The organism is Amycolatopsis sp. NBC_01488 (assembly GCF_036227105.1).
Classification (GTDB): domain Bacteria; phylum Actinomycetota; class Actinomycetes; order Mycobacteriales; family Pseudonocardiaceae; genus Amycolatopsis.
The window spans coordinates 3,849,470-3,875,528 of record NZ_CP109434.1 but is presented as its reverse complement, the minus strand read 5'-3'; the positions used below and the strand labels follow the sequence as shown (position 1 = coordinate 3,875,528).

Annotated in this window: 22 protein-coding genes; 12 read left to right on the top strand and 10 right to left on the bottom strand. The window is 69.4% G+C overall.

Annotated features, from left to right (window positions below; translation table 11 throughout):
• Positions 1–122: 122 nt before the first annotated feature.
• Genes OG738_RS18755 through OG738_RS18745 form a run of 3 tightly spaced genes read right to left on the bottom strand, consistent with a single transcriptional unit; the run spans position 123 to position 3,163 of the window.
• Positions 123–584 carry a DUF4262 domain-containing protein gene (locus OG738_RS18755; protein WP_329055583.1) on the bottom strand — a complete coding sequence of 154 codons (462 nt, stop codon included), beginning with the start codon at positions 582–584 and terminating at the stop codon, positions 123–125.
• A 60-nt stretch (positions 585–644) separates the two neighbouring features.
• Positions 645–1,703, bottom strand: a complete 1,059-nt coding sequence (locus tag OG738_RS18750) for a tartrate dehydrogenase (RefSeq protein WP_329055582.1) — start codon at positions 1,701–1,703, stop codon at positions 645–647.
• Positions 1,700–3,163, bottom strand: coding sequence for an NAD-dependent succinate-semialdehyde dehydrogenase (locus OG738_RS18745; RefSeq protein ID WP_329055581.1), 1,464 nt, complete (start codon positions 3,161–3,163; stop codon positions 1,700–1,702). Before OG738_RS18745 ends, OG738_RS18750 begins: the two co-directional genes overlap by 4 nt.
• 92 nt (positions 3,164–3,255) lie before the next feature.
• Between OG738_RS18745 and OG738_RS18740 the strand changes: the two genes are divergently transcribed.
• Both OG738_RS18740 and OG738_RS18735 read left to right on the top strand, forming a co-directional pair.
• Positions 3,256–4,512, top strand: coding sequence for an aspartate aminotransferase family protein (locus tag OG738_RS18740; protein ID WP_329055580.1), 1,257 nt, complete (start codon positions 3,256–3,258; stop codon positions 4,510–4,512).
• Between the two features lie 2 nt (positions 4,513–4,514).
• Positions 4,515–5,012, top strand: a complete 498-nt coding sequence (locus OG738_RS18735) for a DUF3830 family protein (protein ID WP_155541201.1) — start codon at positions 4,515–4,517, stop codon at positions 5,010–5,012.
• A gap of 542 nt (positions 5,013–5,554) precedes the next feature.
• On the opposite strand, the gene OG738_RS18730 is transcribed toward OG738_RS18735, so the two are convergent.
• Positions 5,555–6,376 carry an aldo/keto reductase gene (locus OG738_RS18730; RefSeq protein WP_329055579.1) on the bottom strand — a complete coding sequence of 274 codons (822 nt, stop codon included), beginning with the start codon at positions 6,374–6,376 and terminating at the stop codon, positions 5,555–5,557.
• Positions 6,377–6,567: 191 nt separating this feature from the next.
• Between OG738_RS18730 and OG738_RS18725 the strand changes: the two genes are divergently transcribed.
• The 6 genes from OG738_RS18725 (at position 6,568) to OG738_RS18700 (ending at position 12,528) form a co-directional block, all read left to right on the top strand.
• Positions 6,568–6,813 carry a hypothetical protein gene (locus OG738_RS18725; RefSeq protein WP_329055578.1) on the top strand — a complete coding sequence of 82 codons (246 nt, stop codon included), beginning with the start codon at positions 6,568–6,570 and terminating at the stop codon, positions 6,811–6,813.
• 206 nt (positions 6,814–7,019) lie between these two features.
• Positions 7,020–8,405 carry an FAD-binding oxidoreductase gene (locus tag OG738_RS18720; RefSeq protein WP_329055576.1) on the top strand — a complete coding sequence of 462 codons (1,386 nt, stop codon included), beginning with the start codon at positions 7,020–7,022 and terminating at the stop codon, positions 8,403–8,405.
• A gap of 5 nt (positions 8,406–8,410) precedes the next feature.
• Positions 8,411–9,961 carry an acetolactate synthase large subunit gene (locus OG738_RS18715; protein ID WP_329056753.1) on the top strand — a complete coding sequence of 517 codons (1,551 nt, stop codon included), beginning with the start codon at positions 8,411–8,413 and terminating at the stop codon, positions 9,959–9,961.
• A 43-nt stretch (positions 9,962–10,004) separates the two neighbouring features.
• Positions 10,005–10,805, top strand: coding sequence for an SAM-dependent methyltransferase (locus OG738_RS18710; RefSeq protein WP_329055575.1), 801 nt, complete (start codon positions 10,005–10,007; stop codon positions 10,803–10,805).
• Positions 10,806–10,843: 38 nt separating this feature from the next.
• Positions 10,844–11,647, top strand: coding sequence for an SAM-dependent methyltransferase (locus OG738_RS18705; protein WP_329055572.1), 804 nt, complete (start codon positions 10,844–10,846; stop codon positions 11,645–11,647).
• A 74-nt stretch (positions 11,648–11,721) separates the two neighbouring features.
• Positions 11,722–12,528 carry an SAM-dependent methyltransferase gene (locus tag OG738_RS18700; RefSeq protein WP_329055571.1) on the top strand — a complete coding sequence of 269 codons (807 nt, stop codon included), beginning with the start codon at positions 11,722–11,724 and terminating at the stop codon, positions 12,526–12,528.
• Here OG738_RS18700 and OG738_RS18695 read toward each other — a convergent pair.
• The 3 genes from OG738_RS18695 to OG738_RS18685 form a co-directional block, all read right to left on the bottom strand.
• On the bottom strand, positions 12,525–13,937 hold the full coding sequence (locus OG738_RS18695; RefSeq protein WP_329055570.1) for an MFS transporter: 1,413 nt from the start codon (positions 13,935–13,937) through the stop codon (positions 12,525–12,527). The two genes, OG738_RS18700 and OG738_RS18695, sit on opposite strands and share 4 nt — an antisense overlap.
• 86 nt (positions 13,938–14,023) lie before the next feature.
• Entirely contained in the window at positions 14,024–14,479 is a 456-nt protein-coding gene (locus tag OG738_RS18690) for a DUF3761 domain-containing protein (RefSeq protein WP_329055568.1), read from the bottom strand.
• A gap of 183 nt (positions 14,480–14,662) precedes the next feature.
• The gene (locus OG738_RS18685) at positions 14,663–16,996 is read right to left on the bottom strand and encodes a GH92 family glycosyl hydrolase (protein WP_329055567.1); all 2,334 of its coding nucleotides are present in this window, start codon (positions 16,994–16,996) and stop codon (positions 14,663–14,665) included.
• A gap of 350 nt (positions 16,997–17,346) precedes the next feature.
• Here OG738_RS18685 and OG738_RS18680 point away from each other — a divergent pair, with 350 nt between their 5' ends.
• The gene (locus OG738_RS18680) at positions 17,347–17,652 is read left to right on the top strand and encodes an antibiotic biosynthesis monooxygenase family protein (protein ID WP_329055565.1); all 306 of its coding nucleotides are present in this window, start codon (positions 17,347–17,349) and stop codon (positions 17,650–17,652) included.
• A gap of 51 nt (positions 17,653–17,703) precedes the next feature.
• Here OG738_RS18680 and OG738_RS18675 read toward each other — a convergent pair whose 3' ends face one another.
• Positions 17,704–19,875 carry a 3-hydroxyacyl-CoA dehydrogenase NAD-binding domain-containing protein gene (locus OG738_RS18675; RefSeq protein ID WP_329055563.1) on the bottom strand — a complete coding sequence of 724 codons (2,172 nt, stop codon included), beginning with the start codon at positions 19,873–19,875 and terminating at the stop codon, positions 17,704–17,706.
• Between the two features lie 8 nt (positions 19,876–19,883).
• Positions 19,884–21,095, bottom strand: coding sequence for an acetyl-CoA C-acetyltransferase (locus OG738_RS18670; RefSeq protein WP_329055562.1), 1,212 nt, complete (start codon positions 21,093–21,095; stop codon positions 19,884–19,886).
• A 159-nt stretch (positions 21,096–21,254) separates the two neighbouring features.
• Here OG738_RS18670 and OG738_RS18665 point away from each other — a divergent pair, with 159 nt between their 5' ends.
• Positions 21,255–22,433 carry a TetR/AcrR family transcriptional regulator gene (locus OG738_RS18665; RefSeq protein ID WP_329055559.1) on the top strand — a complete coding sequence of 393 codons (1,179 nt, stop codon included), beginning with the start codon at positions 21,255–21,257 and terminating at the stop codon, positions 22,431–22,433.
• A 7-nt stretch (positions 22,434–22,440) separates the two neighbouring features.
• On the opposite strand, the gene OG738_RS18660 is transcribed toward OG738_RS18665, so the two are convergent.
• Positions 22,441–23,301, bottom strand: a complete 861-nt coding sequence (locus OG738_RS18660; RefSeq protein WP_329055557.1) for an effector-associated domain 2-containing protein — start codon at positions 23,299–23,301, stop codon at positions 22,441–22,443.
• A 153-nt stretch (positions 23,302–23,454) separates the two neighbouring features.
• Here OG738_RS18660 and OG738_RS18655 point away from each other — a divergent pair, with 153 nt between their 5' ends.
• Together OG738_RS18655 and OG738_RS18650 are read left to right on the top strand one after the other, a co-directional pair.
• A complete protein-coding gene (locus tag OG738_RS18655; RefSeq protein WP_329055555.1) occupies positions 23,455–24,660 on the top strand; it encodes a low temperature requirement protein A in 1,206 nt (401 codons plus the stop codon).
• Between the two features lie 99 nt (positions 24,661–24,759).
• Positions 24,760–26,055, top strand: coding sequence for an acyl-CoA dehydrogenase family protein (locus tag OG738_RS18650; protein ID WP_329056752.1), 1,296 nt, complete (start codon positions 24,760–24,762; stop codon positions 26,053–26,055).
• Positions 26,056–26,059 lie beyond the last annotated feature (4 nt).

Sequence of the window (26,059 nt, the reverse complement as noted above, 5' to 3'; positions counted from 1 at the left end):
GTGTCCGCAGGGACGACACCCGCAGCCGGACAGCCGGCTCGGGTACTCGGATGGACGACACGCGCGCGTGAACGGCCCGCGAAGGCTCCGGGAAGCAGTTCACCGGCCGGGCGCATCTGCAGTCAGCGGACATGGCGAGCTCCCAGGACCGGCTGGCCGGCACGGCCGTCGCGGTAGTCCGAAGACCACGGGAACCGGCCCTGCGAGTCCGCGTGGACCAGTTGCAGCGCACGGACTTCCGGGCCGTACAACGCGACCGCGAATTTCAGGTGCGCCGACGGCTCCGCCAGCGGGACGACCTCGATCAGCGGGCCGTCCCGCAGCGGGATCCGTTCGCCCGCCGATGGTGGCGACTCGTGCAGGGAATGCGCGGCCAGGTCGTTGAGCAGCCCGGCCGCGTCCAGGATCGGCAGGCCCGTCACGACCAGCTCGGGCAGGCCGTGCTCGCTCAGGCCGATCGTGTAGGCCCATGGCGGGTACGACCCGCTGGCGTCGACTCCCTGAACGAGCCAACCCCGGTCGGCCACGCTCTCGCGAAGCCGGTCCAGGTAACCGGATTCGTCTCCGTCACACAGAAAGCACATCGGTCGCTCCTCCCCCTCGGTGGGTTCGCGACCACCGTGCCGGAGGGCACCGACAAAAACTCAGCCCAGCGCTTCGGCCACCGCCGTGCCGAGCCGTTCTGTGGTATCCGTGCCACCGAGGTCCGGGGTGCGCACCCGGCCCTCGTCGAGCACCCGGTCCACCGCGGCCCGGATCGCTTGCGCAGCAACGGTTTCGCCCAGGTGTTCGACCAGCATCGCGGCCGCCAGGATCTGCGCCACGGGGTTGGCGATCCCCTGCCCCGCGATGTCCGGAGCGCTCCCGTGGACCGCTTCGAACATCGACGGATATTCACCCGATGGGTTGATGTTGCCGGACGGCGCCATGCCGAGCCCGCCGGTGATCGCGGCCGCGAGATCGCTCAGGATATCGCCGAAGAGGTTCGACGCCACGATGACGTCGAGCCGATCCGGCGCTTGAACCACCCTCGCCGCCAGCGCATCCACATGCATCTGTTCACTGTGGACATCCGAGTACTCGGCCGCGACCTCGGCGAAGATCTCGTCCCAGAACGGCATCGAGTGGATGAGCCCGTTGGACTTCGTCGCCGAGCACACGCGCGAAGACCGCATCCGCGCCAGTTCGAACGCGTACCGGATGATCCGCGAGACGCCGACGCGCGTGAACACCGACTCCTGCAGCACGAACTCGTCCGGCCGGCCGGCGTTGTGCCGCCCGCCGATCGCCGAGTACTCCCCTTCGGAGTTCTCCCGGACGATGACCAGCTCCAGCTCCTCGGCCTTCCGCCCGGCCAGCACGGACGTCGTGCCGGGCAGCAGTCGCACCGGGCGCAGGTTGACGTACTGCTGGAACGCGCGCCGCAGCGGGATCAGCAGTCCCCACAGCGAAACGTGGTCCGGGACGCCGGGGAAGCCGACCGCGCCGAGCAGGATCCCGTCGAACGCCGACAGTTGCTCGACTCCGTCGTCCGGCATCATCGAGCCGGCCTGCGCGTACCGCTCGCAGCTCCAGTCGAACTCCGTCCACTCCAGCGAAAAGCCGAAGAGCGCGGAAGCCCGGTCGAGGACCTTGCGGGCCTCGACCGTGACGTCCACGCCGATCCCGTCGCCGGGAATGCTCGCGATGCGGTAGGAACTCACAGGGCCACCGCGATGTACTTGGTCTCGAGGAACTCGTCGATGCCGACCGAGCCGCCCTCGCGGCCGAGGCCGGACTGCTTGATCCCGCCGAACGGCGCCGCCGGGTTCGACACGATGCCCTGGTTGAGGCCGATCATGCCGGCCTCGAGGGCCTCGGAGACGCGCAGCGCGCGCTTGAGGTCGCTGGTGAAGAGGTAGGAAACCAGGCCGAACTCGGTGTCGTTCGCCTTCGCCACCGCTTCTTCCTCGGTGTCGAACGGCGTGATGGGGGCGACCGGCCCGAAGATCTCCTCGTGCGTGAGCCGCGCTTCCTGCGGGACGTCGGTGAGCACGGTGGCCTGGTAGAAGTGCCCCGGCCCGTCGACGCCGGCGCCACCGGTGAGCACCTTCGCGCCGCGGTCGGTGGCGTCCTTGACCAGCTCCGTCACCTTGTCGACGGCCTTGTCGTCGATCAGCGGGCCGACCACGACGTCCTTCTCCGTGCCACGGCCCATCGGCAGCGCCTGCATGCGCTCGGTCAGCCGCCGCGAGAACTCCTCGACGACGCCGCGCTGCACGTAGAAGCGGTTCGCGGCGGTGCACGCCTCGCCGATGTTGCGCATCTTCGCCTGCATCGCACCCTCGATGGCGGCGTCCATGTCGGCGTCGTCGAAGACCAGGAACGGCGCGTTGCCGCCGAGCTCCATCGACGTCCGGAGGATCTTGTCGGCGCACTGCTCCAGCAGCTTGCGGCCGACGCCGGTGGAGCCGGTGAAGGAGAGCTTGCGGGCACGGCCGTCGCGGATCAGGGGCTCCATCACGCCGCCGGAGTCGCTGGTCGTGAGGACGTTGAGCACACCTTCCGGCAGTCCCGCCTCGGCGAGGATGCCGGCCAGGGCGAGCATCGACAGCGGCGTCTGCGCGGCGGGCTTGATCACCATCGTGCAGCCGGCCGCGATCGCCGGGCCGATCTTGCGGGTGCCCATCGCCATCGGGAAGTTCCACGGCGTGATCAGCAACGTCGGCCCGACGGGCTGCTTGGTGATGAGGAACCGGCCCGAGCCGTTCGGCGCGGTCGCGTAGCCGCCGTCGATCCGGACGGCCTCCTCGGCGAACCAGCGGAAGAACTCGGCGGCGTAGGCGATCTCACCCTTGGACTCGGCGAGCGGCTTGCCCATCTCCAGGGTCATGAGCAGGGCCAGCTCTTCCTGGCGCTTCATCAGCAGCTCGTAGGCCCGGCGCAAGATCTCGCCCCGCTCCCGGGGCGCCATCTTCGCGAAGTCCGATTGCGCGGCGGCGGCAGCGTCCAGTGCGGTCACGCCGTCCGCCGGCGAGGCGTCCGCGACCTGGCACAGCTCCTTGCCGGTGGCCGGGTCGACCACCGGGAACGTCTTCCCGGACTCCGCGGCGACCCACTTGCCGCCGATGAACAGTTCCTTGCCGACCGCGTCGACGACGCCGGACTCGGTGCTCGCGCTCATCCCGACTGCTCCTCACGTGTTGTCCCGAGAGCCATGCTATGGATATTGTCAACAATCGACAACCCGCTCAACCGACCTAGGAGCACGCTGCCATGGCCCAGCTATCTCCGCTGCTCAAGCAGGCAACGCCCGTCGTGGTCGACCACGGTGAAGGGGTTTACCTCTACGACGTCGACGGCAAACGCCACCTCGACTTCACCGCCGGCATCGGCGTCACGAGCACCGGGCACTGCCATCCGCACGTCGTGCGCGCGGCGCAGGAGCAGATCGGCAAGCTCGTCCACGGGCAGTACACGACGGTGATGCACAAGCCGCTGCTGGAGCTGACGAAGCGGCTCGGCGACGTTCTGCCGAGCGGGCTCGACTCGCTCTTCTACGCGAACTCGGGGAGCGAAGCCGTCGAAGCGGCGTTGCGGCTTTCGCGGCAGGCGACGAAGCGGCCGAACGTCATCGTCATGCAGGGCGGCTTCCACGGCCGGACCGTCGCGGCGGCGTCGATGACGACGTCCGGGACGCGGTTCAGCGCGGGCATCGGCCCGCTGATGGCCGGCGTGCACGTCGCGCCGTTCCCCTACGCCTACCACTACGGCTGGGACGAGCAGACCGCGACGAAGTTCGCGCTGCGCGAGCTGGACTACCTGTTCCAGACGGTCAGCGCGCCGAACGAGACCGCCGCGATCTTCGTCGAGCCAGTGCTTGGCGAGGGCGGGTACGTCCCGGCGAACACCGAGTTCATGGCCGGCCTGCGCGAACGGGCCGACCAGCACGGCATCCTGCTCGTCATCGACGAGATCCAGACCGGCTTCGGCCGGACCGGCAAGTTCTGGGGACACGACCACTTCGACGTCCGCCCCGACATCGTGCTCATCGCGAAGGGCCTCGCCAGCGGCTTTCCACTCTCCGGCATCGCCGCTTCGCAGGAGCTGATGGCGAAGGCGCTTCCGGGTTCGCAGGGCGGCACGTACGGCGGCAACGCCGTCTCGTGCGCGGCGGCGATCGCGACCCTGGAAGTCATCCAGCAGGAGAACCTGGTCGAGAACGCCGCCGAGCGCGGCCGCCAGCTGCTCGAAGGCGCCCGGGTGATCGCGGACAAGACGGCGGCGATAGGCGAGGTGCGCGGACTCGGGCTGCTGGTCGGCTCGGAGTTCACCACCGCCGACGGCGAGCCCGACGCCGCGACCGCGGCGGCCGCGCAGCAGACGGCGTCGAAGAACGGCCTGTTGCTGCTGACGTGCGGGCCGTACATGAACGTCGTGCGCATGGTGCCGCCGCTGGTCGTCACCGCCGAGCAGGTCGACGACGCGCTGCGCATCTGGGGCGACGTCGTCGCGTCCGTGACAGGGAGCTGAGCATGGCGCGGTACATCACGATCACCCTCGACAAGCGCGGGGTCTCCTGCCGGGCCCGGCTGCTCGACGACGAGGCGCCCCGTACCTGCAAGGCGGTGTGGGACGCGTTGCCGCAGAGCGGTTCCGCTTACCACGCGAAGTACGCGCGCAACGAGGTCTACACGCTCGTGCCGCCCTTCGCGGAGCCGAAGCCCGGGCGGGAGAACCCGACGATCACGCCGATCCCCGGCGACGTCGTGTACTTCGGGTTCGAAGCCTGGGAGATCGGCAACCCCGCGTACGGCTACGAAGAAGACAGCGAGGCGCACGGCGACCAGGGCGCGACCGACCTCGCGATCTTCTACGGGCGCAACAACCTGCTGATCAACGGGGACGCGGGCTGGGTCCCCGGCAACGTGTTCGCCACGATCGAGGAGGGCCTCGCCGAGATGGCCGCGGCCGCGCAGGACCTCTGGCTGCGTGGCGTCGAGGGCGAGACGCTCTCGTTCGCACGAGCCTGAATCCGTTGTCCGGCAAGGGGACGCCGGGTGCGAGCACCGCACCCGGCGTCCCGTTTCATGCACCTCGAGCCACTCGAAAGAGTGATCATCGCGATTTCACCTTTCGTGGCCGGTGATCACCACATCGAGCTACGCGAGTGCCCGGGATGTCGGATCAAGACCGTCCTCACCGAGGGTGATTTTTGCGCTCGTTATTACCCACAGTGGCTGACCGTCGAACCGGGGACCCCGGTGTCGAACACGAAGGGATTACGTGTTTAGCATGGGAAGATTCCGCGGCGACCAAGTCATCCGTAAACGACTCTTTGACAGCCCGCCTGCACGGTGAAAACCTGCTTTCGCTCCCCACGGGGAGCACTCCAGGGAAATCATCGATTCATTCATCAAGGAGCCGTTTCATGCAGATGTTCGCCCAGCACGCCCACTACTGCCACGACATCCTCACCGGCGCGCTGGCGCACCTGGCGCACGTCCTCGGCTGGCTCGTCTGACCCAGGCGGAACGCCGAAGCCCGGCCGCGGTAAATCCGCGGCCGGGCCGTTTCACGCCAGTTCTCCGAGCCGCGCGAAATCGTCGTCGGAAAGCGTGATCCCGGCTGCGCCGCAGTTTTCTTCGAGGTGCGCCAGTGACGAAGTTCCGGGAATGGGAATCACCACCGGTGACCGGCGCAGCAACCAGGCGAGGGACACCTGGGCGGGTGTCGCGCCGAGGCTGACTGCGACCTTTCCCAGTACCCCGCCCGCCTTCGCGTGGTCACCGCGCGCGATCGGCAGCCAGGGGACGAAAGCGATCCCTTCGCGCTCGCAGTAGCCGAGGACATCCTCGGACGCGCGGTCGGTCAGGTTGTAGCGGTTCTGGACGCTCGCGATCGACGCGACGGCCCGCGCTTCGGTCAGCTGCGCGACGCTGACCTCGGACAATCCGATTCGCGCGACCTTGCCCTCGTCCCGCAGCCGGGCGAGGGCGCCGACCTGCTCGGCGAGCGGGACCTGCGGGTCGAGCCGGTGCAGTTGCAGCAGGTCGAGACGGTCGACGCGGAGGCGCCGCAGCGAGAGTTCGGCCTGCTGCCGCAGGTACTCGGGACGGCCGAGCGGCACCCATTCGCCCCGGCTCGGGCGCGCGTGCCCGCACTTCGTCGCGATGAACAATCCCGAGTACGGGTGCAGCGCGTCGGCGAGCAGTTCCTCGTTCAACCCCAGGTCATAGGCGTCGGCGGTGTCGAAGAACGTCACGCCCAGCTCGGCCGCCCGGCGCGCGACCGCGGCGGCGCCGTCGCGGACATGGTCCCACTCGGTGAGCCGCATGGCGCCGAACCCCAGCCGCCGCACGGAAACGCCGTCTTCGAAGGTGTACGTCGATGTCATGCCGGGAAGCTTCACCCGGCGCGGAGTCACCCGCCAGGGATTTAGCCTGGACTAAATCCTCACCTGTAATCGGCTGATCACGGGACTTCATCCGGATTTCATCGGTCCCTCCAACGCCGCCACGCAGGGATTACTGACAGAGGGGACTGCGAAGTGAAATCTGAAACGGGCTTTCGCTGATCGGCGCGGCGGTGACGGCGCTCGTCACCGGGTTCGTCACCACCCCGGCCGCGCACGCGGAGGGCGCGCAGTACTACATCCAGACCGACGGTGTCTATCGCTTCGACACGCTCGAGGCGCCGGGCGGCTACTTCGCCCAGCACTGGTGCTACGTCGAACGCCTGATCATGGCCGACACCCTGGCCGACGTCGTGTACACGGACTCGTCGTTCGAGCTGCCGCGGCAGAACTGCCGGCCGCCGTGGCCGATCGGCTGACGTCCTGAGGCGGGCGCTCCAGCGACCGCCCTACATTCGCAGCTCGGACCGATCGAGCGTGATCGAACCGCGCAATCGGACATCTGCGAGAGTGTCGAGAGGACTCTCCCGCCCGAGCAGAATGTGAAAAACCTTCATGGCGGCGTACCGGCGGTACGTACTACGCTGCGGTAACCACAGCAACGGCGCGGAGGAGAGGGCTGTCGATGGGCGACGTGGCGGCACGGCTGGCCGAGATCGTCGGGGACAAGAACCTGCTGACCGGCGAGGCGATTTCCGAGGACTACGCACACGACGAAGCGTTGACTGCGGAGCCACAGAAGCCTGCGTACGTCGCGAAGCCGGCAACGGCCGAAGAAGTCGCGGAGCTGCTTAAGGCCGCTTCGGAGCACAACGTGCCCGTGACCGCGCGCGGCTCCGGAAGCGGGCTCTCCGGAGCTGCCCGGCCGCGGGAAGACGGCCTGCTGATCTGCTTCGAGCGGATGAACGCCGTCCTGGAGGTCGACACCGGGAACCACGTCGCCGTCGTGCAGCCCGGCGTCACGCTCGCCGAGCTCGACGCCAAGACCGCCGAAGCCGGGCTCAGCTACACCGTCTACCCCGGTGAGCTGAGCGCGAGCGTCGGCGGGAACGTCGGGACCAACGCCGGGGGCATGCGCGCCGTCAAGTACGGCGTCACCCGCAACAACGTGCTCGGCCTGCAGGCCGTCCTGCCGACCGGCGAAATCCTGCGGACCGGCGGCAAGACGTCGAAGATCTCCACCGGCTACGACCTCACGCAGCTGATCATCGGCTCCGAAGGCACTCTCGCGCTGGCCACCGAGATCACCGTCAAGCTGCACCCGCGGCTCGCACACGGCGCCACCGTGCTCGCCCCGTTCGGCGACTTCGGCCAGGTCATGGCCGCCGTGCCGGCGATCCTCTCCAGCGGGCTCGCGCCGCACATCCTCGAGTACATCGACAACCTGACGATGGCCGCCATCGTCTACAACGAGAAGCTCGAGCTCGGCGTCCCGGACAAGATCCGCGAGACCAGCGAGGCGTACCTCGTGGTGGCGCTGGAGAACCGCGAGAGCGGACGCTTGGGCGAGGACGTCGAGACCGTCGGGGAGCTGCTCGGCGAACTCGGCGCGACCGACGTCTACGTCCTCGACGGCAGCGCCGCGCGCAAGCTCATCGAAGCCCGCGAGAAGGCCTTCTGGACCGCGAAGGCGGCCGGCGCCGACGACATCATCGACGTCGTCGTGCCGCGGACCGCGATGCCGCAGTTCATCACGAAGGCGCGCGAGCTGGCGATGGCCGCGGGAGGTGGCGCGCTCGGGTGCGGCCACGCCGGCGACGGCAACGTCCACCTCGGGATCTTCTGCAAGGACGCGGACAAGCGGAAGCAGCTGCTCACCGACATCTTCGCCTTCGCCATGGAACTCGGCGGCGCGATCTCCGGCGAGCACGGCCTCGGCCGCACCAAGGCGCACTACCACCAGGAACTCGAAGACCCGGCGAAGATCGAGCTGATGCGCCGGATCAAGCAGAGCTTCGACCCCGCCGGGATCCTCAACCCCGGCGTTCTCTTCCCCGAAGGAACCGCATGAGCGACATGAACGGCGCCCAGTCCCTGATCCGCACGCTGGTCGACGCCGGCGTCGAGGTGTGCTTCGCGAACCCCGGCACGTCGGAGATGCACTTCGTCGCCGCGCTCGACACCGTGCCCGAGATGCGGGGCGTGCTCGCGCTGTTCGAAGGCGTCGTCACCGGCGCCGCCGACGGGTACGCGCGCATCGCCGGCAAGCCCGCCGCGACGCTGCTGCACCTCGGCCCCGGCCTGGGCAACGGCCTGGCGAACCTGCACAATGCGCGCCGCGCGAACACGCCGATCGTCAACGTCGTCGGCGACCACGCGACCTACCACAAGCAGTACGACGCGCCGCTGGAGTCGGACATCGAGGCCGTCGCGGGCTCGCTGGAAGGCTGGGTGCGCCGCAGCGAGCACACCAAGGACGTCGGAGCGGACGCCGCCGCCGCGGTCGCCGCCGCGCAGGACGCGCCCGGCCGCGTCGCGACGCTGATCCTCCCCGCCGACGCTTCGTGGGGAGAAGGCGGCGAGACGTGCGCGCCGGTCCCGCCGCGCGTTCCGCAGGCCGTCGACGCGACCACCGTCAAGGACGTCGCCGCGGTGTTCGGCACCGGCGAGTCGGTGGCGCTGCTCATCGGTGGCGCCGCGTGCCGCGAGGAAGGTCTACGCGCGGCGAGCCGGATCGGCGCCGCGACTGGCGCGAAGGTTTTCGTCGAGACGTTCCCGTCCCGTCTCGAGCGCGGCGTCGGCCTGCCGACGATCGAGCGGCTCGGGTACCTCGCCGAGCAAGTGACCTATCAGCTCGACGGGGTCAAGCACCTAATCGTCGCGGGCACGAAGGCGCCGGTGTCGTTCTTCGCCTACCCGGGCAAGCCGAGCGACCTGGTGCCGGAAGGCGCCCAGGTGCACACGCTTGCGTCGGTCGGCCAGGACGTCACGCGCGCGCTGAACGAGGTCGCGGACCTGGTCGCCGCGGACACCGAGCCGGTGCTGCAGCAGGCGTCCCGGCCCGCGCTGCCGAGCGGTCCGCTGACCCCGCAGAACTGGGTCGACGTCATCGGTGCGCTGCTCCCGGAGAACGCGATCATCGCCGACGAGGCGAACACGTCCGGCCTGCTGCTGCCGACGGCTACGGCCGGCGCGCCGCGGCACGACGTGCTGACACTCACCGGCGGTGCGATCGGCTACGGCATGCCGGTCGCGACCGGCGCGGCAGTGGCGGGACGGGACCGTCCCGTCCTGAACCTGCAATCGGACGGTAGCGCGCTGTACACGATCTCCGCGCTGTGGACGCAGGCGCGCGAGAACCTGAACGTCACGACCGTCATCCTCAACAACCGCGCGTACGCGATCCTGCGGCTGGAGCTGCAGCGCGTCGGCGCGCAGGGCGGGCCGAAGGCGAACGACCTGCTCGATCTTTCGCGTCCGGATATGGACTTCGTGAAGATCGCGGAGGGCATGGGCGTCCCCGCGACGCGCGCGACGACCGCCGAGGAGCTGGCCGAACAGCTGCAGCGGGCCTTCGCCGAACCGGGTCCACACCTCATCGACGCCGTGGTGCCGCCGCTGCTGTAGAACCGGACTATTCTCCCGGCACACCTTCGACCCGGGAGCGGCCATGAGCGAGGACGAACACGCGAAGCGCGGCATCGACCTCGAGAGACCGAACGCGGCGCGCGTGTACGACTACATGATCGGCGGCGAGCTGAACTACGCCGTCGACCGGATGTTCGCCGACCGGATCCTCGGCGTGCTGCCGAACGCGCGGCACATGGCGCTGGTCAATCGGGCGTGGCTGCGTCGCGCAGCGCGGTTCGCGGCCGAGCAGGGCGTCCGGCAGTTCCTCGACATCGGCTCCGGGATGCCGACGGTCGGGCACGTCCACGAGGTCGTCCAGGCGATCGATCCGGCGTCGCGGGTGGTGTACGTCGACAACGAGCCGATCGCGGTCGCGCACAGCGAGATCGTGCTGGAGGGCAACGAGAACGCGGCGATGGTCCAGGCTGACGCCGAGTACCCGGACGAAGTGCTGGAGCACCCGACCACCGAGGCGATGCTCGACTTCGGCAAGCCCGTGATGGTGATCATGGCGGCGTTCGTGCACTTCATCCCCGACGCGCGGGATCCAGCCGGCCTGATCGCCGCGTACCGCGACGTCCTCGCGCCCGGCAGTTACCTCGCGCTGTCGTCGGGCACCTGGGAGGGCCAGGGCGAGGAGTCGCAACACTCGGTTTCGTTGTACGAGAAGAGCGGGACGCCCCTGACGCTGCGGTCGCCCGACGAGCTGCGGGCGCTGGTGAAGGGCTTTGAGATCTTTCCGCCGGGCGTGGTGTTCACGCCCGAGTGGCGTCCGGACGGACCGCTCGAAGACCCGCCGGAGCTCTCTGGCGGTCTCGCCCTCGTGGCTCGCAAGAACTAGCTATTCTCGCCGTCACACCACGGCGAGGAGCGGCTGCGATGACCGACGAACACGCGAAACGCGGGATCGACTTCGACAAGCCGAACGCCGCGCGCGTGTACGACTACCTGATCGGCGGCAAACTCAACTACGCCATCGACCGGATGTTCGCCGAGAAGATCCTGGAAGTCCGCCCGGAGGCCAAGGACCTGGCGCTGCTGAACCGGCGGTGGCTGCGCCGCGCGGTCCGCTTCGGTGCCGAGCAGGGGATCCGCCAGTTCCTGGACATCGGCTCGGGCATGCCGACCGTCGGGCACGTGCACGAGGTCGTCCAGGCGATCGACCCGGAGTCGCGGGTGGTGTACGTCGACAACGAGCCGATCGCCGTCGCACACAGCGAGATCGTGCTGAAGGACAACGACCACGCGGAGATGGTGCAGGCCGACGCCGAGGTTCCGGCGGACGTCCTGGAGCACCCGACGACCGAGTGGCTGCTGGACTTCGACAAGCCGGTGATGGTGATCATGGCGGCGTTCATCCACTTCGTCCCGGACGCGCGGAACCCCGCCGGCCTGATCGCCGCCTACCGCGACGCGCTCGCGCCGGGCAGCTACCTGGCCCTTTCGTCGGGCACGTTCGAGGGCCAGGGCGAAGAGGTCCGGCGCGCGGCGGAGATGTACCAGAAGAGCGGCACGGACGTGGTGGCCCGCTCGAAGGACGAGCTGCGGGCACTGGTGGACGGCTTCGAGATCGTGCCGCCGGGAATCGTGTTCACGCCCGAGTGGCGGCCGGACGACCCCGCGGAGGTCGGTGAGCACCCGGAGCTGGCGAGCCAGCTCGCCCTGGTGGCGCGGAAGAACTGAGCCGAGCGGCCACGCCGGATCCGCTGCGCTGCGTGTCCGGCTATTCTCGCCGTCACCCGGATCTTGGAGCGGCCATGAGTGAAGACGAGTACGCGCGGCGCGGCATCGACCTCGACAAGCCGAACGCCGCGCGCGTGTACGACTACATCCTCGGTGGCCAGCTCAACTACGCCGTGGACCGGATGTTCGCCGACCAGGTGCTCGCCGCCCAGCCGAACGCGCGGGAGCGCGCGCAGCTGAACCGGCAGTGGCTGCGCCGGGCCATCCGGTTCGGGATGGACAACGGCATCCGGCAGTTCCTGGACATCGGCTCCGGCATGCCGACCGTCGGGCACGTTCACGAGGTCGCGCACGCGATCGACCCGACCGCGCGCGTCGTCTACGTCGACAACGAGCCCGTCGCCGTCGCGCACAGCGAGATCGTGCTGGAGGACAACGAGAACGCGGCCATGGTGCACGCCGACGCCGAGTTCCCGGACGACGTCCTCGAGCACGAGACCACCGAGATGATGCTGGACCTCGACCAGCCGGTGATGGTCGTGATGGCGCTGTTCGTGCACTTCATCCCGGACGAGCGCGACCCGGCCCGGCTGATCGCCGCCTACCGCGACGCGCTCGCGCCCGGCAGCTACCTGGCGATGTCGTCGGCGACGCCCGAGCAGCAGAGCGACGGCACCGCCCGCGCGGTCGCGATGTACCAGAAGAGCGCGAACCCGGTGACGCCGCGCACGGCCGAGGAGCTGCGCACGCTCGTGGACGGCTTCGAGCTCCTCGACCCGGGCATCGTCTTCATCCCGCAGTGGCGGCCGGAGGACCCCGCCGACGTTCCGGCGAACCCGTCCGAATGCGGCGGCCTGGCCCTGGTCGCGCGCAAGAACTAGGCGGCGACCAGCTCCGGCGCCACCCGCGTCTTCGGGACCAGCGCCGCGAGCAGGACGCCCGTCAGCGCGGCGGACGCGGCCACGGCGAACGTCGCCCGGAAGCCGAACAGCGACGGCACGCTCAGGCCGCCGACGGTGATCGTCAGCTGCGCCAGCATCGCCGCCATCACTGCGCTCGAAATCGCCGTGCCGACCGAGCGCATCAGGGAGTTCAGGCCGTTCGCGGACGCCGTTTCGGTGACGGGGACCGAGCCCATGATCAGCGCCGGCATGGCCGCGTACGCGATTCCGACACCCGCGCCGATGATCACCGACGCCGTGATCAGCTCGAGCGCGTTGTCCATCAGCGCGATCGCGAACAGGTAGCCGACGGCGATCACCAGCGCACCGGACATCAGCGTCGGACGCGGGCCCAGCCGGGCGATGAGCCGCGCCGACACCGGCGACAGCAGCATCATCACCAGGCCGTTCGGCGCCAGGGACAGGCCGGATTGCACCATCGTCTGGCCCAGCCCGTATCCGGTCGACGCCGACGCCTGCAGCAGTTGCGGGAACGACAACGCCATCGCGTACATCGAGAACCCGACCATGATCGACGCCAGGTTCGTGAACAGCACCGGACGGCGGGCGGACACCCGCAGGTCGACCAGCGGGGCACGCCGGCGCAGCTGGTAACCACCCCAGCCGAGCAGGATGACGACGGCCGCCGCGGCGAGCCCCAGGGTCGGCACGCTCGTCCAGCCCCAGGTGGCGCCCTTCACGACCGGCAATAGCAAACAGAGCAGGCCCGCGGCCAGCCCGAACGCGCCGAAGTAGTCGAACGGTGCAGGGGTGCGCACCGGCGACTCCGGCACGAACTTGACGATCAGCAACCCGAAGAACAGCCCGAGCGCGGCGGACATCCAGAACAGCACGTGCCAGTCCGCGTTCTCGGCGACGACCGCCGCGACCGGCAGCCCGATCGCACCGCCGACGCCGAGCGTCGCGCTCATCAGCGAGATCGCGCCGCCGACGCGTTCGGGCGGGAGCTCGTCGCGCATGATGCTGATGCCGAGCGGGATGACGCCCATCGCGCAGCCCTGCAGCCCGCGCCCGAGGATCTGGAACGCGAGCGCGCTCGTCGTCGCGGACACGACCGAGCCGGCGATGAGCAGCGCGAGGCTGACGAGGATCATCCGCCGCTTGCCGTAGAGGTCGCCGAGCCGGCCGCTGACCGGGGTGATGACGGACGCGGCCAGCAGCGTCACGGTGACCACCCAGGACGCGTCGGCCGCCGAGGCGCTCAGCAGCCGCGGGAACACCGGGATGAGCGGCACGACCAGCGTCTGCATGAACGACGCGACCAGTCCGCACGAGGCGAGTACCACGATGATCGCGCGGCCGGACCGTCCGGGACGGGACACCAGCACACCCCCGGTGTGTAGTTAGTACACATCATGCAACTTCATGCACTGTACCTACGCCCCGGGCGTTTTCCGCTCGATTGGTGCCCTCGTCACAACCAGGTGCGCACGCCTCCGTGGCCGGAGCAGGTGCCGGAGCGGTGCTGGCTGTAGCTGTACGTGCCGTCCTTGCAGAGCGCCGTCGCGCCGGACGGGTTGTCGCTGGGCCGGTGGACGCAGTTGCCGCTGGAGTTCACGTAGTAGTCCGCGCCGCATTCGGCCGGCTTCGGCGCGGCCTGCGCGGTGGTTTTCGGCGCCGCCTTGGGCTTGGCGGCGGTCGTCTTCGGCGCCGGGGCGACAGCCTGCTCCGTCGTGACGACCGGCGCTTCGGAAGTCGTGGTGACGGGCGTTTCCGTCGTGACCGGAACGGAATACGCCGGCGTCGAATACGTCGACGTCGGGGTGTCGAGAACACCGACGCTGCCCGGGCCCTTGACCTGCGGAGTACCGGCACCACAGCCCGCGACCAGCAGGCCCGCGGCCAGGATCCACCCCAGTTTCTTGTTCACGAAAACTCCTTAGCGCCACGAACCAATGCCGCGTAGTCGCTCGCCCGGAACCGTTTGTTACGCCGTTTCAACTCGGACGTATGCGGCGTTATCTACCCGAGTCCGCGGTCACGCCGGTTCGCTGTTCGCCGTCCTGAACGACGGCGCCAAGCCCGCCCACCGCACGCAAGGATCTCCGGCTGCTCAGCTCCCCCAGCTGGTCGGCGTCTCGGACAATCGGAAGTCGAGGCTGCCGCCGCGCAGGAAGGACGCGTCGAGCTTCCAGTCGCGTTGCGGGCGGCCGTCCTGGCGGACGCTCTGGACGTACTTCCCGCTGCCCGACGCGGTGATCCGGATCGGCGCGCCGCCCGCCGGCCGGATCACCGCCGCCGGGAACAGCGGGCTCGACAGCAGCAGCTCGCCCGAGCCCGGCGTCCGCGGGTAGAGGCCGAGCGCGGCGAAGACGTACCAGGCGGACATCGTGCCCAAGTCGTCGTTGCCGGGCAGCCCGGACGGTCCCGTCGTGTAGACGGAGTTCACCAGCTGCCGCACGGTTTCCTGCGTCTTCCAGGGCTGGCCGAGTTCGTCGTACAGCCACGGCGCGTGGATGTCGGGCTCGTTCGTCGGGTCGTACTTGAGCGGGCCGCCGCCCTTCAGCTGCCAGTTTCCGTTGGCGTCGTGGAAGAAGCCGTCGAGCCGGGTGACGGCGGTCGCCTTGCCGCCCATCGCGTCGGCGAGGCCGGAGACGTCCTGCGGGACCATCCAGGTGTAGGCGGCCGCGCTGCCTTGGGCGAAGCCGCGGTCGCTCGCCGGGTCGAACGGCGTCACCCAGCTGCCATCGGCGGTGCGGGCCTGCGTGTAGCCGGTCTCGTGGTTGAAGACATTGCGCCAGTACGCACCCCGGGCGTGCAACTCTGCAGCTTCGCGAGTGCGGCCGAGCTGTTCTGCGAAATGTCCGATTGCCGAGTCGGCGACAGCGTCTTCCAGCGTCTCGGCGGCGCCGCCCCAGCAGTGGCAGACGTCGTTGGGCGCGTAGTGGGACGTCAGGTACTGCGCGAGGTTGGGCCGCTGGCCGACGCACTGGCCGGGGCAGCCGCCGTCCTGCAGGCCTTCCGGCCGCGGGACTGTCGCCTGCTTGTACAGCGAGTCGAAGGCGCCGCGGTAGTCGAAGTTGCGGACGCCCATCGCGTAGAAGGTCGCGACCGTCGCCGCCGAGGGGTCGCCGGTCATGACGTGCGTCGCGCCGTTGACGTGCACCCAGCGGTCCCAGACGCCGTCGTTCTGCTTCGCGTAGTTGTAGAGCGACTGCGCGAAGTTTCCGGCGACGCGCGGTTCCAGCAATGCCAGCAGCTGGATCTGCGCGCGGTACTGGTCCCAGCCGGAGAAGTTCGAGTACTGCGCGTCCTGTCCGCGTTCGACGCGGTGGGGCTTCCGGTCCATTCCCGGGTACTGACCGTCGACGTCGCTGACGAGGTTGGGCTGCTGCAGGCTGTGGTAGAGCGCGGTGGTGAAGACGATGCGCTGGTTGGCGGTGCCGCCGTTGACCTGCACCCGGTTCAGCTCGGTGTTCCACGCGCGTTTCGTCTTCTCGGCAATGCTGTCCACAGTGGACTTGCCGGGCTGCTCGGCTCGGAGGTTCGCTTCGGCGCCTTCGAGGGAGACGTAGGAGATCGCGATCCGCATCGTGACCGCGCTGCCGGGCGCGAAGGTGACGTAGCCGCCGGAACCGCGTCCGGCGCGGTCCTTGCCGGTCGCGTAGCCCTCGCCGCCGGTCTGGTCGGTACCGCCGGGCTGCAGCGTGGCGTCCTTCCACGTCCCGGTGCCAGTGACGGGCTGGTCGAACCGCGCGGTGAAGTACAGCCGGTAGTAGGACTTGCGGTTGTTGACGCCGCCGTTCGCGCGGCGGCCGCAGAACGCGCCGGTGAGCACGGACCCGGTGATCGTGCGGTTCTTCGCGTCGATGTGCGTCTCGGCGTCCTCGCTGCCGTTGAGGGAGTTCGAAGTCCGGAAGAGCAGGCTCGCGGGCTTGCCCTGGGGATAGGTCAGCGTGCCGATCGCGGTGCGTTCGGTGCTCGCGACATCGGTCGTGACGGCGTTGGCCAGGCCGAGACGGTAGCGTCCCGGCGTTGCTGTCTCGTCGGCGTGGCTGAAGTTGCTCGCGTAGACGGCGTCGGTGGTGTCGGCGCTGGGCGACGAGGTGACGTCGCCGGCGAAGGGCAGGATCGGCACGTCGCCGGCGGCCCCGGGATTGCAGCCGGCGCCGTTGACGTGGGTCAGGCTGAAGCCGCGGATGCGGGTGGTGTCGTACTGGTAGCCGTTGGCCGCGCCGGTGGACGTCTGGTCGCCGCGGGTGCTGGTGGGACTCCAGGCGAGCATTCCGAAGGGCGCGGTGGCACCGGGGTAGGTGTTGCCGTCCCCGGCTGAGCCGATCAGCGGATCGACGAAGTCGGCGGGACTGAGGTCGGCGGCGGCTGACATCGTTGTCAACGCGGAGGCGAGCAAGACGGCGGCCAGTGCCACCGCGACGGGACGGCGCATGGGCGGAGATTAACCGGGTTCGGTGGCTTTCCGGCGAACTCGAGATGGACAAGCCGCCGGACACTTCGGCAGGTGCGCCCGCCGCGCGTAGCCGAGTGTCCGCTGCAGCTGGAGGCGAGAGCGTCAGGGGTGCAATCGGGACATTGCCGGGAGTTTTTTCATCGTCGAAGCGCAGGTCCTGGCCGTGCACGCTGCTCCGGAACGGTGGTGCCGGGCACGCAGCACGTCGACCCGGCGGCGTGGAGCCCGTTGATCTACAACTTCCGCCACTACTTCGGCCTGGGGCCGGAACTGGGGCACACTTTCCGCTCGGAAACCGCAAGGACCCTTCACGGATCGGGGAACCGAGGATGATCGCACGAACGTGGCGCGGCTGGGCGCCCGCCGCGACAGCCGACGACTACCAGCGGCACTACGAGACGGAAGTGGCGCAGCACCTCCAGGACGTACCCGGCTTTCAAGGCGCGCGGCTGCTGCACCGGATGGACGGCGACGAGGTCGAGTTCACCTCGATCGTGTTCTTCACCGGCCTCGACGCTGTACGCGGCTTCGCGGGCGAAGCGTACGAAGACGCCGTACTCGAGGATGACGCGCGCCGGGCGCTGAGCCGCTGGGACGACCGCGTGAGCCACGCCGAAGTCGCCGTCTCGCTCTGAAACGCCGTGAAGGCCACCCCGGCGCGCGGGGTGGCCTTCACAAACTACCGCTTATTCGTAGATCTCGCCCTTGGCAGCCTTCTCCACGAGCGAAGCCGGCGGCTCGAAGTGGTCGCCGTACCGGGCGGCCAGCTCGCGCGACCGGTCCACGAAGCCCTGCAGGCCACCCTCGTACTGGTTGATGTACTGGATGACACCACCCGTCCACGCCGGGAACCCGATACCGAAGATCGAGCCGATGTTCGCGTCCGCCACCGACGTCAAGACGCCCTCGTCGAAGCACTTCACCGTCTCGAGCGCCTCGGCGAAGAGCATGCGCTCCTTGAGGTCCTCGAACGGCACCTCCGTCGAACCCGACTTGAACGCGTCGCGCAGGCCCGGCCACAGGCCGACTCGCTTGCCTTCGGAGTCGTACTCGTAGAAGCCCGCGCCGGTCGAACGGCCCTTGCGGTCGAACTCCTCGACCATCCGATCGATGACGGCCTCGGACGCGTGCGCCTTCCACGTGCCACCCGCGGCCTCGATCGCCTCGCGCGTTTCCTTGCGGATCTTGCGCGGGAGGGTCAGCGTCAGCTCGTCCATCAGCTGCAGCGGCGGCGCCGGGTAGCCGGCCTGCGAACCCGCCTGCTCGATCGACGCCGGCTCGACACCCTCGCCCAGCGCGGCGACGGCCTCGTTGATGAACGTGCCGATCACGCGCGAGGTGAAGAAGCCGCGGCTGTCGTTGACGACGATCGGGGTCTTCTTGATCTGCAGCGTGTAGTCGAAGACCTTCGCCAGCGTCGCCGGGGACGTCTTCTCGCCGCAGATGATCTCGACCAGCGGCATCTTGTCGACCGGCGAGAAGAAGTGGATCCCGATGAAGTCCTCGGTCCGCTGCACGCCCTCGGCGAGGGTGGTGATCGGCAGCGTCGAGGTGTTGGAGCCCAGCACCGCGTCGGCGTTGACGACGCTCTCGATCTCGCCGAACACCTTGTGCTTCAGCTCGACGCTCTCGAACACGGCCTCGATGACGAAGTCGACGCCCGCGAAGTCGGCCGGGTCGGCGGTCGGCGTGATCTTCGCCAGCAGCGCGTCCGACTTCTCCTGCGTGGTCTTGCCGCGCGAAAGGGCCTTCTGCTCGAGCTTCTCCGCGTAGCCCTTGCCCTTCTCGGCCGCCTCCTGCGAGACGTCCTTGAGGACGACGTCGATGCCGGCCTTCGCCGACACGTACGCGATGGCGGCGCCCATCATCCCGGCGCCGAGCACACCGACCTTGCGAGCGGTGTACTTCTCGAAGCCGTCCGGCCGCGAGCCGCCGGAGTTGATGGTCTGCAGGTCGAAGAAGAACGCCTTCGTCATGTTCTTCGAGACCTGGCCGGTGGCGAGGTGGATGAAGTAGCGCGTCTCGATCAGGATCGCGGTGTCGAAGTCGACCTGCGCGCCCTCGATCGCGGCGGCCAGGATCGCCCGCGGCGCCGGCATGTTCGCGCCCTTGATCTGCTTGCGCAGGTTCGCCGGGAACGCCGGCAGGTTCGCCGCGAAGCTCGGGTTCGACGGCGTGCCGCCGGGGATCTTGTAGCCCTTGACGTCCCAGGGCTGGACGCCGCCTTCGGGGTTGGCCTTGATCCACGCCTTCGCGGCGGGGACGAGCTCCTCGACGGCGTCGACGACTTCGTGCACCAGGCCCAGCTCCAGCGCCTTGCGCGGGCGGTGGCGCTGCCCCTGCAGCAGGACGTTCAGCAGCGCGCTCTGGATACCCAGCAATCGGACAGTGCGCACAACGCCACCGCCGCCGGGCAGCAGGCCCAGCGTCACCTCGGGCAGGCCGATCTGGCTGCCCTTGGCGTCGGCGGCGATGCGGTGGTGCGTCGCCAGCGCGATCTCCAGGCCACCGCCGAGCGCGGCGCCGTTGATCGCCGCGACGACCGGCTTGCCGAGCTGCTCGATGCGGCGCATCTGCCCCTTCATCAGGGTGCTGCCCTCGGTCAGCTCGACCGCGTTCTCCGGCTTCGCCTGGATGAGGTCGTTCAGGTCGCCACCGGCGAAGAACGTCTTCTTGGCGGACGTGATGACGACGCCGGTGATGGAGTCCTTCTCGGCCTCCAGGCGGTCGACCGTGACGCCCAGCGACTCGCGGAAGTCGGCGTTCATCGTGTTCGCCGACTGGTTCGGGTCGTCCAGGGTCAGGGTGACGATGCCGTCGGCGTCCTGCTCCCAGCGGATGGTCTTGCTCTCGGCCATTGGAGTCCTCACACCCGCTCGATGATGGTGGCGACGCCCATGCCGCCGCCGATGCACAGGGTCACCAGGGCGCGGCGCGCCTGGCGGCGTTCGAGCTCGTCGACCACGGTGCCGACCAGCATCGCGCCGGTGGCGCCGAGCGGGTGGCCCATGGCGATCGCGCCGCCGTTGACGTTGACCTTCTCCTCGTCGAGGTGCAGGTCCTTGATCCACTTGAGCACGACGGACGCGAACGCCTCGTTGAGCTCCCACAGGTCGATGTCCTCGGGCTTGAGGCCCGCGGTCTTCAGCACTTTCTCGGTAGCCGGGGTGGGGCCGGTGAGCATGATCGTCGGCTCGGAGCCGATCGACGCCGTCGCCACGATCCGGGCGCGCGGCGTCAGCCCGAAGGTCTTGCCGATCTGCTCGGAGCCGACCAGCACCAGCGCGGCGCCGTCGACGATGCCGGAGGAGTTGCCGCCGGTGTGGACGTGGTTGATCTTCTCGACCGAGTGGTACTTCTGCAGCGCCACGGCGTCGAAGCCGCCCAGCTCGCCGATGCCGGCGAAGGCGGGCTTGAGCTTGCCGAGGCCCTCGACGGTGGAGCCGGGACGGCGGTGCTCGTCGTGGTCCAGCACGGTCACGCCGTTGATGTCCTTGACCGGGACGACGGACTTGGCGAAGTAGCCGCCGGACCAAGCCGCCTCGGCGCGGTCCTGCGAGCGGACGGCCCAGCGGTCGACGTCCTCGCGGGAGAAGCCCTCGATGGTCGCGATCAGGTCGGCGCCGGTGCCCTGCGGGACGATGTAGTTGTCGTACGCGGTGGCCGGGTCCATGAACAGCGCGCCGCCGTCGGAGCCCATCGGCACGCGCGACATCGACTCGACGCCGCCGGCGATGATCAGGTTGTCCCAGCCGGAGCGGACCTTCTGCGCGGCGGTGTTGGTGGCTTCCAGGCCGGAGGCGCAGAAGCGGTTGAGCTGCACGCCGGCGACGGTCTCGGGGAGACCGGCGTTCAGCGCGGCGGTGCGCGCGATGACCGCGCCCTGCTCGCCGACGGGGGAGACCACGCCGAGTACGACGTCGTCGATCACCGCGGGGTCGAGGTTCGGGTGGCGGACCTTGAGCTCTTCGATCAGGCCGACCACCAGGTCGACCGGCTTGGTGCCGTGCAGGGCACCGCCCTTGTTCTTGCCGCGAGGCGTGCGGATCGCCTCGTAGATGTAGGCCTCGCTACTCACAGAACAACTCCTCGCGAGCGGGTGGGACGTCTTCGTTCCTAGCCGTGTCGCAGCCGATGGTACCGGCCAGTAGGGCTAATGGCCATTAACATATCGCCGGATAACCCCAAGGTGTCAATGGGTTGCGGGTGTGCCGTTAGCCGCTATCGTCGACTCACCATGACCGACGTCGAACGCAGCACGCGCCCCCGCGACCGCAAGGCCCAGCTGGCCGCGGTGGCAGCGGAGCTGTTCCGCGCCCGCGGCTTCCCCGGCGTCGGTATCAAGGACATCGCGGACGCCGCCGGCGTCACCGGGCCGGCGCTGTACCGGCACTTCGCGGACAAGCAGGCGATTCTGGCGTACGTCGTCCTGAGCGGCTTCGAGGACATGGAAGCGGCGACGGCGGAGGCGCTGTCGGACTCCGTTTTGCCCGCCGACCAGCTGGAATCCCTCCTGGGTCTGCTGGCCACGCAAGCCGTCGAGCGCCGGGAGATCGCCGCGCTGTGGCGCTGGGAAGGACGTCATCTCCCGAAGGAGGACCAGCGCGAGATCGCCCGCCGCTCGATGTTGGCGTTGACGGCGTGGTCGAAGGCGCTGCTCGTGCGGCGCGCGGAACTGCACGCGGAGGACGCGGAACTGCTCTGCTGGGCGGCGCTGTCGGTGTTCGGCAGCGTGTCGGTGCACCACACGGCAGTGGCGCGCCGCCGCTTCGCCGCGCTCCTGGTCGAACTGGCCCTCGATGTGCTCAACACCACACTCCCGTCGCCCTCTTCACCGCCTTCGGCGCCGGCGGTGAGCCTCGGCACGCCGTCCCGCCGCGAGCAGGTCCTGGCGGCGGCAACAGGGCTGTTCGCCCAGCGCGGCTTCCACGACGTGAGCATGGAGGACATCGGCGCGGCGGCGGGTATCGCGGGCCCGAGTGTGTACCGCCACTTCCCGAGCAAGGCAGCGCTGATGGTGGCAATCGGACACCGCGCCGCGGACAGGCTGGCATTGGCGGCGGAGCGTGCGCTGCAGGCACCGGACGAAGTGTCCGCACTGCGTCGCTTGGCGGCGTCGTACGTGCACACGATCCTGCACACGCCGGAGCTGCTGGTGTCGTTCTCGGCGGACCGCGTGACGATGCCGGACCGCGACAAGGCGGATTTGCTGCGGATCCAACGGGATTACGTGGCCCAGTGGGTGACGCTGCTGTCGACGGTCCGCCCCGAGCTGCCACCGCGCGAAGCGAAAATCACGGTGCACGCGGCGTTAACGATCGCTAACGACCTGGCCCGGACCCGCCGGGTGGCAGCGCGGCCGAACTTCGAAGCCGAGCTGACGACGTTGCTGCACACGGTGCTCGGCGTCGCCTGAGCGCGGGTCAGTGGTCCTCCGGCCACCGATCGATCACCTCGGCCAGCCGCGCGACCTCCGGGGAATGGGGATCGATCGTCAGCACGACGTCGAGCAGGCACCGGAGGCCACCCGCGAAGCGGAGGCAGGTTGTCGCCAGCGCGATCACGTGCAGCCGGTCTTGCGGGTAGTACGAGACCTGCGACGCGATCTCCCGGCGGGGGAACATTTCCAGCAGCAGCCGCCGGCTGTCGCTGTTGCGGACGCACTGGACGTCCATGAGCGCTTCGACGAGCGCGGTGAAGTCGGGCACCGATGCACTGGGCGTTTGCGGGCGTTCCTTGGGGACGCCCAGCAACCGCAACCACGCGACCGTGCTGGTTTCCTTGACGGACACCGGGATTCGCGCGTAGTCGCCGGCGGCCGCGGCCGGGTCTTCGGCCACGACGTCGTGGTAGAACGTGTCGGACGCCAACAGGGCCAGGTCCGCTCCGGTGGCCTTCTGCGCGGCCTTCGCCGCGGGCGCGTCGAGGACGCGGAACGTGGCGCTGATGGCCTTGCCGACCGCACCCTGACCGCCCCGTTGCACTTCGCCGGCGTTCAAGGCGACCCGCAGCTGGATCCGCGCCGGCTCGGAATGCACCGCGTTGTAGCGGCGAAGTTCGGCGTGCAGGCGCTCGGGCAGCTGCGCGACGAGGTCCGCCTTCGCGATTTCCGGCGGGAGCAGGATCATCGCGCCGTCGCCGGTGTTCTCCACGAAGCAGACGTCCCACGGGACGCCCGTCTCGGCGAAGCTGCCCTTGAGCACCGACCAGAGTCCCTCGTGCACCTCGCGCAGGTGCGCCATCGTGCGGCTCGGGTTGTTGTAGCCGGCGATGTCGACGGCCATGATCGTCCTGTGGTGCGCAGCCGAAACCGAGTGCACGGCACCTCCCCACGTCCCGTTGCCCAGTGTCCCAGACCCATGCACGCTCGGCCATGTTCGCGCAGGGCGTGACCGGGAAACCGGACCTCGTTGTCCTTGTTTCGTCCATAATTCGGCGTGCCCACGAGACGCCTGCACCTGGTGAGCGCGGATGAGGACCACCGCGTCTCCACCATCGAGCTCTTCTTCGACCTGGTCTTCGTCTACGCCATCACCCAGACCACCCAGTTGATGGCCGACCACCTGAGCCCCGTCGGGGTCGGGCAGGGGCTGGCCATGCTCGCCGTCCTGTGGTGGTGCTGGTGCAGCTATGCCTGGCTCGGGAACACCATCCACGTCGACCACGGGATCGCGCGGCTGGCGATGTTCGGGGCCATGGCCGTGATGTTCCTCGTTTCGCTCACCATTCCCGAGGCCTTCGTCGACCATCCCGGCGGGTTGTTCGCGCCGGTGCTGTTCGTCGTCTGCTACGCGCTCGTGCGGCTGCTGCACCTCGTCGCCTACCTCGGCGCCGCGCGGCACGATCCCGGGTTGCGGCGCGTTCTGCTCAAGATGTTCGCCGGGTTGCTGCCGAGCGTCGTGCTGCTGGGCGTCAGCACCGCGCTCAGCGGGCCGTGGCAGCTGGGCCTGTGGGTCGTCGCGCTGCTGGCCGACTACCTCAACGTCTACCTCAGCGGGCCCGAGGGCTGGCGGCTGAACTCGCCCGCGCACTTCGCCGAGCGGTTCGGGCTGATCGTGATCATCGCGCTCGGGGAGTCGATCGTCGCGATCGGCATCGGGATCGGGCCGCTGCCGATGTCGTGGCTGGTCGCGGGCGCCGCCGTGTGCGGGCTCGCGCTGGCCGCCGGGATGTGGTGGACGTACTTCGACGTCGTCGCGCGCGTCTCCGAGCACCGGCTGACCCGGGCCACCGGCATCGAGCGCACGAAGCTCGCCACCGACTCCTACACGTTCCTGCACCTGCCGCTGATCGCCGGGATCGTGCTCGTCGCGCTCGGCCTGAAGAAAGCCTTCCTGTACATCGCCGACACCGAGCACCACTCGCCCGGCGAAGCCCTGCACGGCGTGCCGATCTGGACGCTGACCGGTGGCCTCGCGCTCTACCTGGTCGCGCTGAGCTCCCTGCGCAAGCGCAACCTCGGCAGCTGGAACGTCCAGCGGCTGGTCGTCGCGATCCTGGTGGTCGCGGCGACGCCGTTGCTGGAGCACGTGCCCGCCGCCGCGCTACTGCTGGTCGTCGCCGGTCTGGTGCTCGGCCTGATCGGCTTCGAGCGAGTCACGTTCGCCCGCTGGCGCCAGGAGGTCCACCGCACTCACTCGTAAGTGAGCCCACACTGGCGCCGCGTCGCCTCCCGCGTTAACCTACTCACGAGTAGGTAACGGATGGAGGGCCACATGGCTGCGCCAAGAAAACGGGACGCGATGGGCTGGGGCCTTTCCGCGCTGACCCGGCTGGCCGGGAGCAAGGTCGTCGATCGGGCAGGGCTGCGCAAGCCCATCGAAGGCCTGGTCACCGCGGGAACGCGCAACGGCTTCCGCGTCGCCGGCGCGGCGACCCGGTCGTTCAAGTCGGTGCAGAAGCTGGGCAAGCCCGCCCGGCTCGCGCCGTCCCCCGACACCGGGCTGTTCGACCTCACGCCGAGCGAGGACCAGCAGCTCATCGTCGAGACGGTGACCGAGTTCGCCGCCGAGCAGCTGCGCCCGGCCGCCGCGGACGCCGACGCCAAGCTCGAGGCACCCGAAGGCCTGCTGGCCAGGGCCGCCGAGCTGGGCATCAGCCTGGTCGGCATCCCCGAGGAGCTCGGCGGCGTCGGCACCGAACGCTCGGTCGTCACCAACGCGCTCGTCGCGGAAGCGCTCGCGCACGGGGACCTCGGCCTGGCCGTGGCCGTGCTCGCGCCGTCCGCGGTGAGCACCGCGCTGGTCAGCTGGGGCGACGAGCAGCAGCAGGCCGACTACCTGCCCGCGTTCGTCGGCGAGAACGTGCCCGCTGCCGCGCTGGCGTTGCAAGAGCAGAAGGCACTGTACGACCCGTTCAAGCCCGAGACGAAGGCGCGTCGCACGCCCAAGGGCTACCAGCTCGACGGCGTGAAGTCGCTGGTCCCGCGCGCGGCGCAGGCCGAGCTGTTCATCGTGTCGGCCGACCTCGAAGGCCGCGGCCCGGCGCTGTTCCTCGTCGAGTCGTCGAACGCCGGGGTGACCATCGAAGCGGAGCCGGCGATGGGCCTGCGCGGCGCCGCGACCGGCAAGCTGCACCTGGAGAAGGTGTCGCTGCCCGCGGGCGCGCTGCTCGGCGGCGGCAAGCTCGACGTCTTCACCGACGTCGTCCGGCTTTCGCGCCTGGGCTGGGCGGCACTGGCCGCCGGCACCGCGAAGGCCGTCCTCGACTACGTCGTGCCTTACGTCAACGAGCGCGTCGCGTTCGGCGAGCCGATCAGTCACCGGCAGGCGGTGGCGTTCTCCGTCGCGGACATCGCGATCGAGCTGGAGGGCCTGCGGCTGGTCACGCTGCGCGCGGCAGCACGCGCGGAGCAGGGCAAGTCCTACGCCCGCGAGGTCGCGCTGGCCCGGAAGCTGGCCGTGGACAAGGGCATGCAGATCGGCAGCGCGGGCGTGCAGCTGCTGGGCGGGCACGGCTTCGTGAAGGAGCACCCCGTCGAGCGCTGGTACCGGGACCTGCGCGCCATCGGCGTCATGGAAGGCGCCGTCCTTCTCTAGGCTT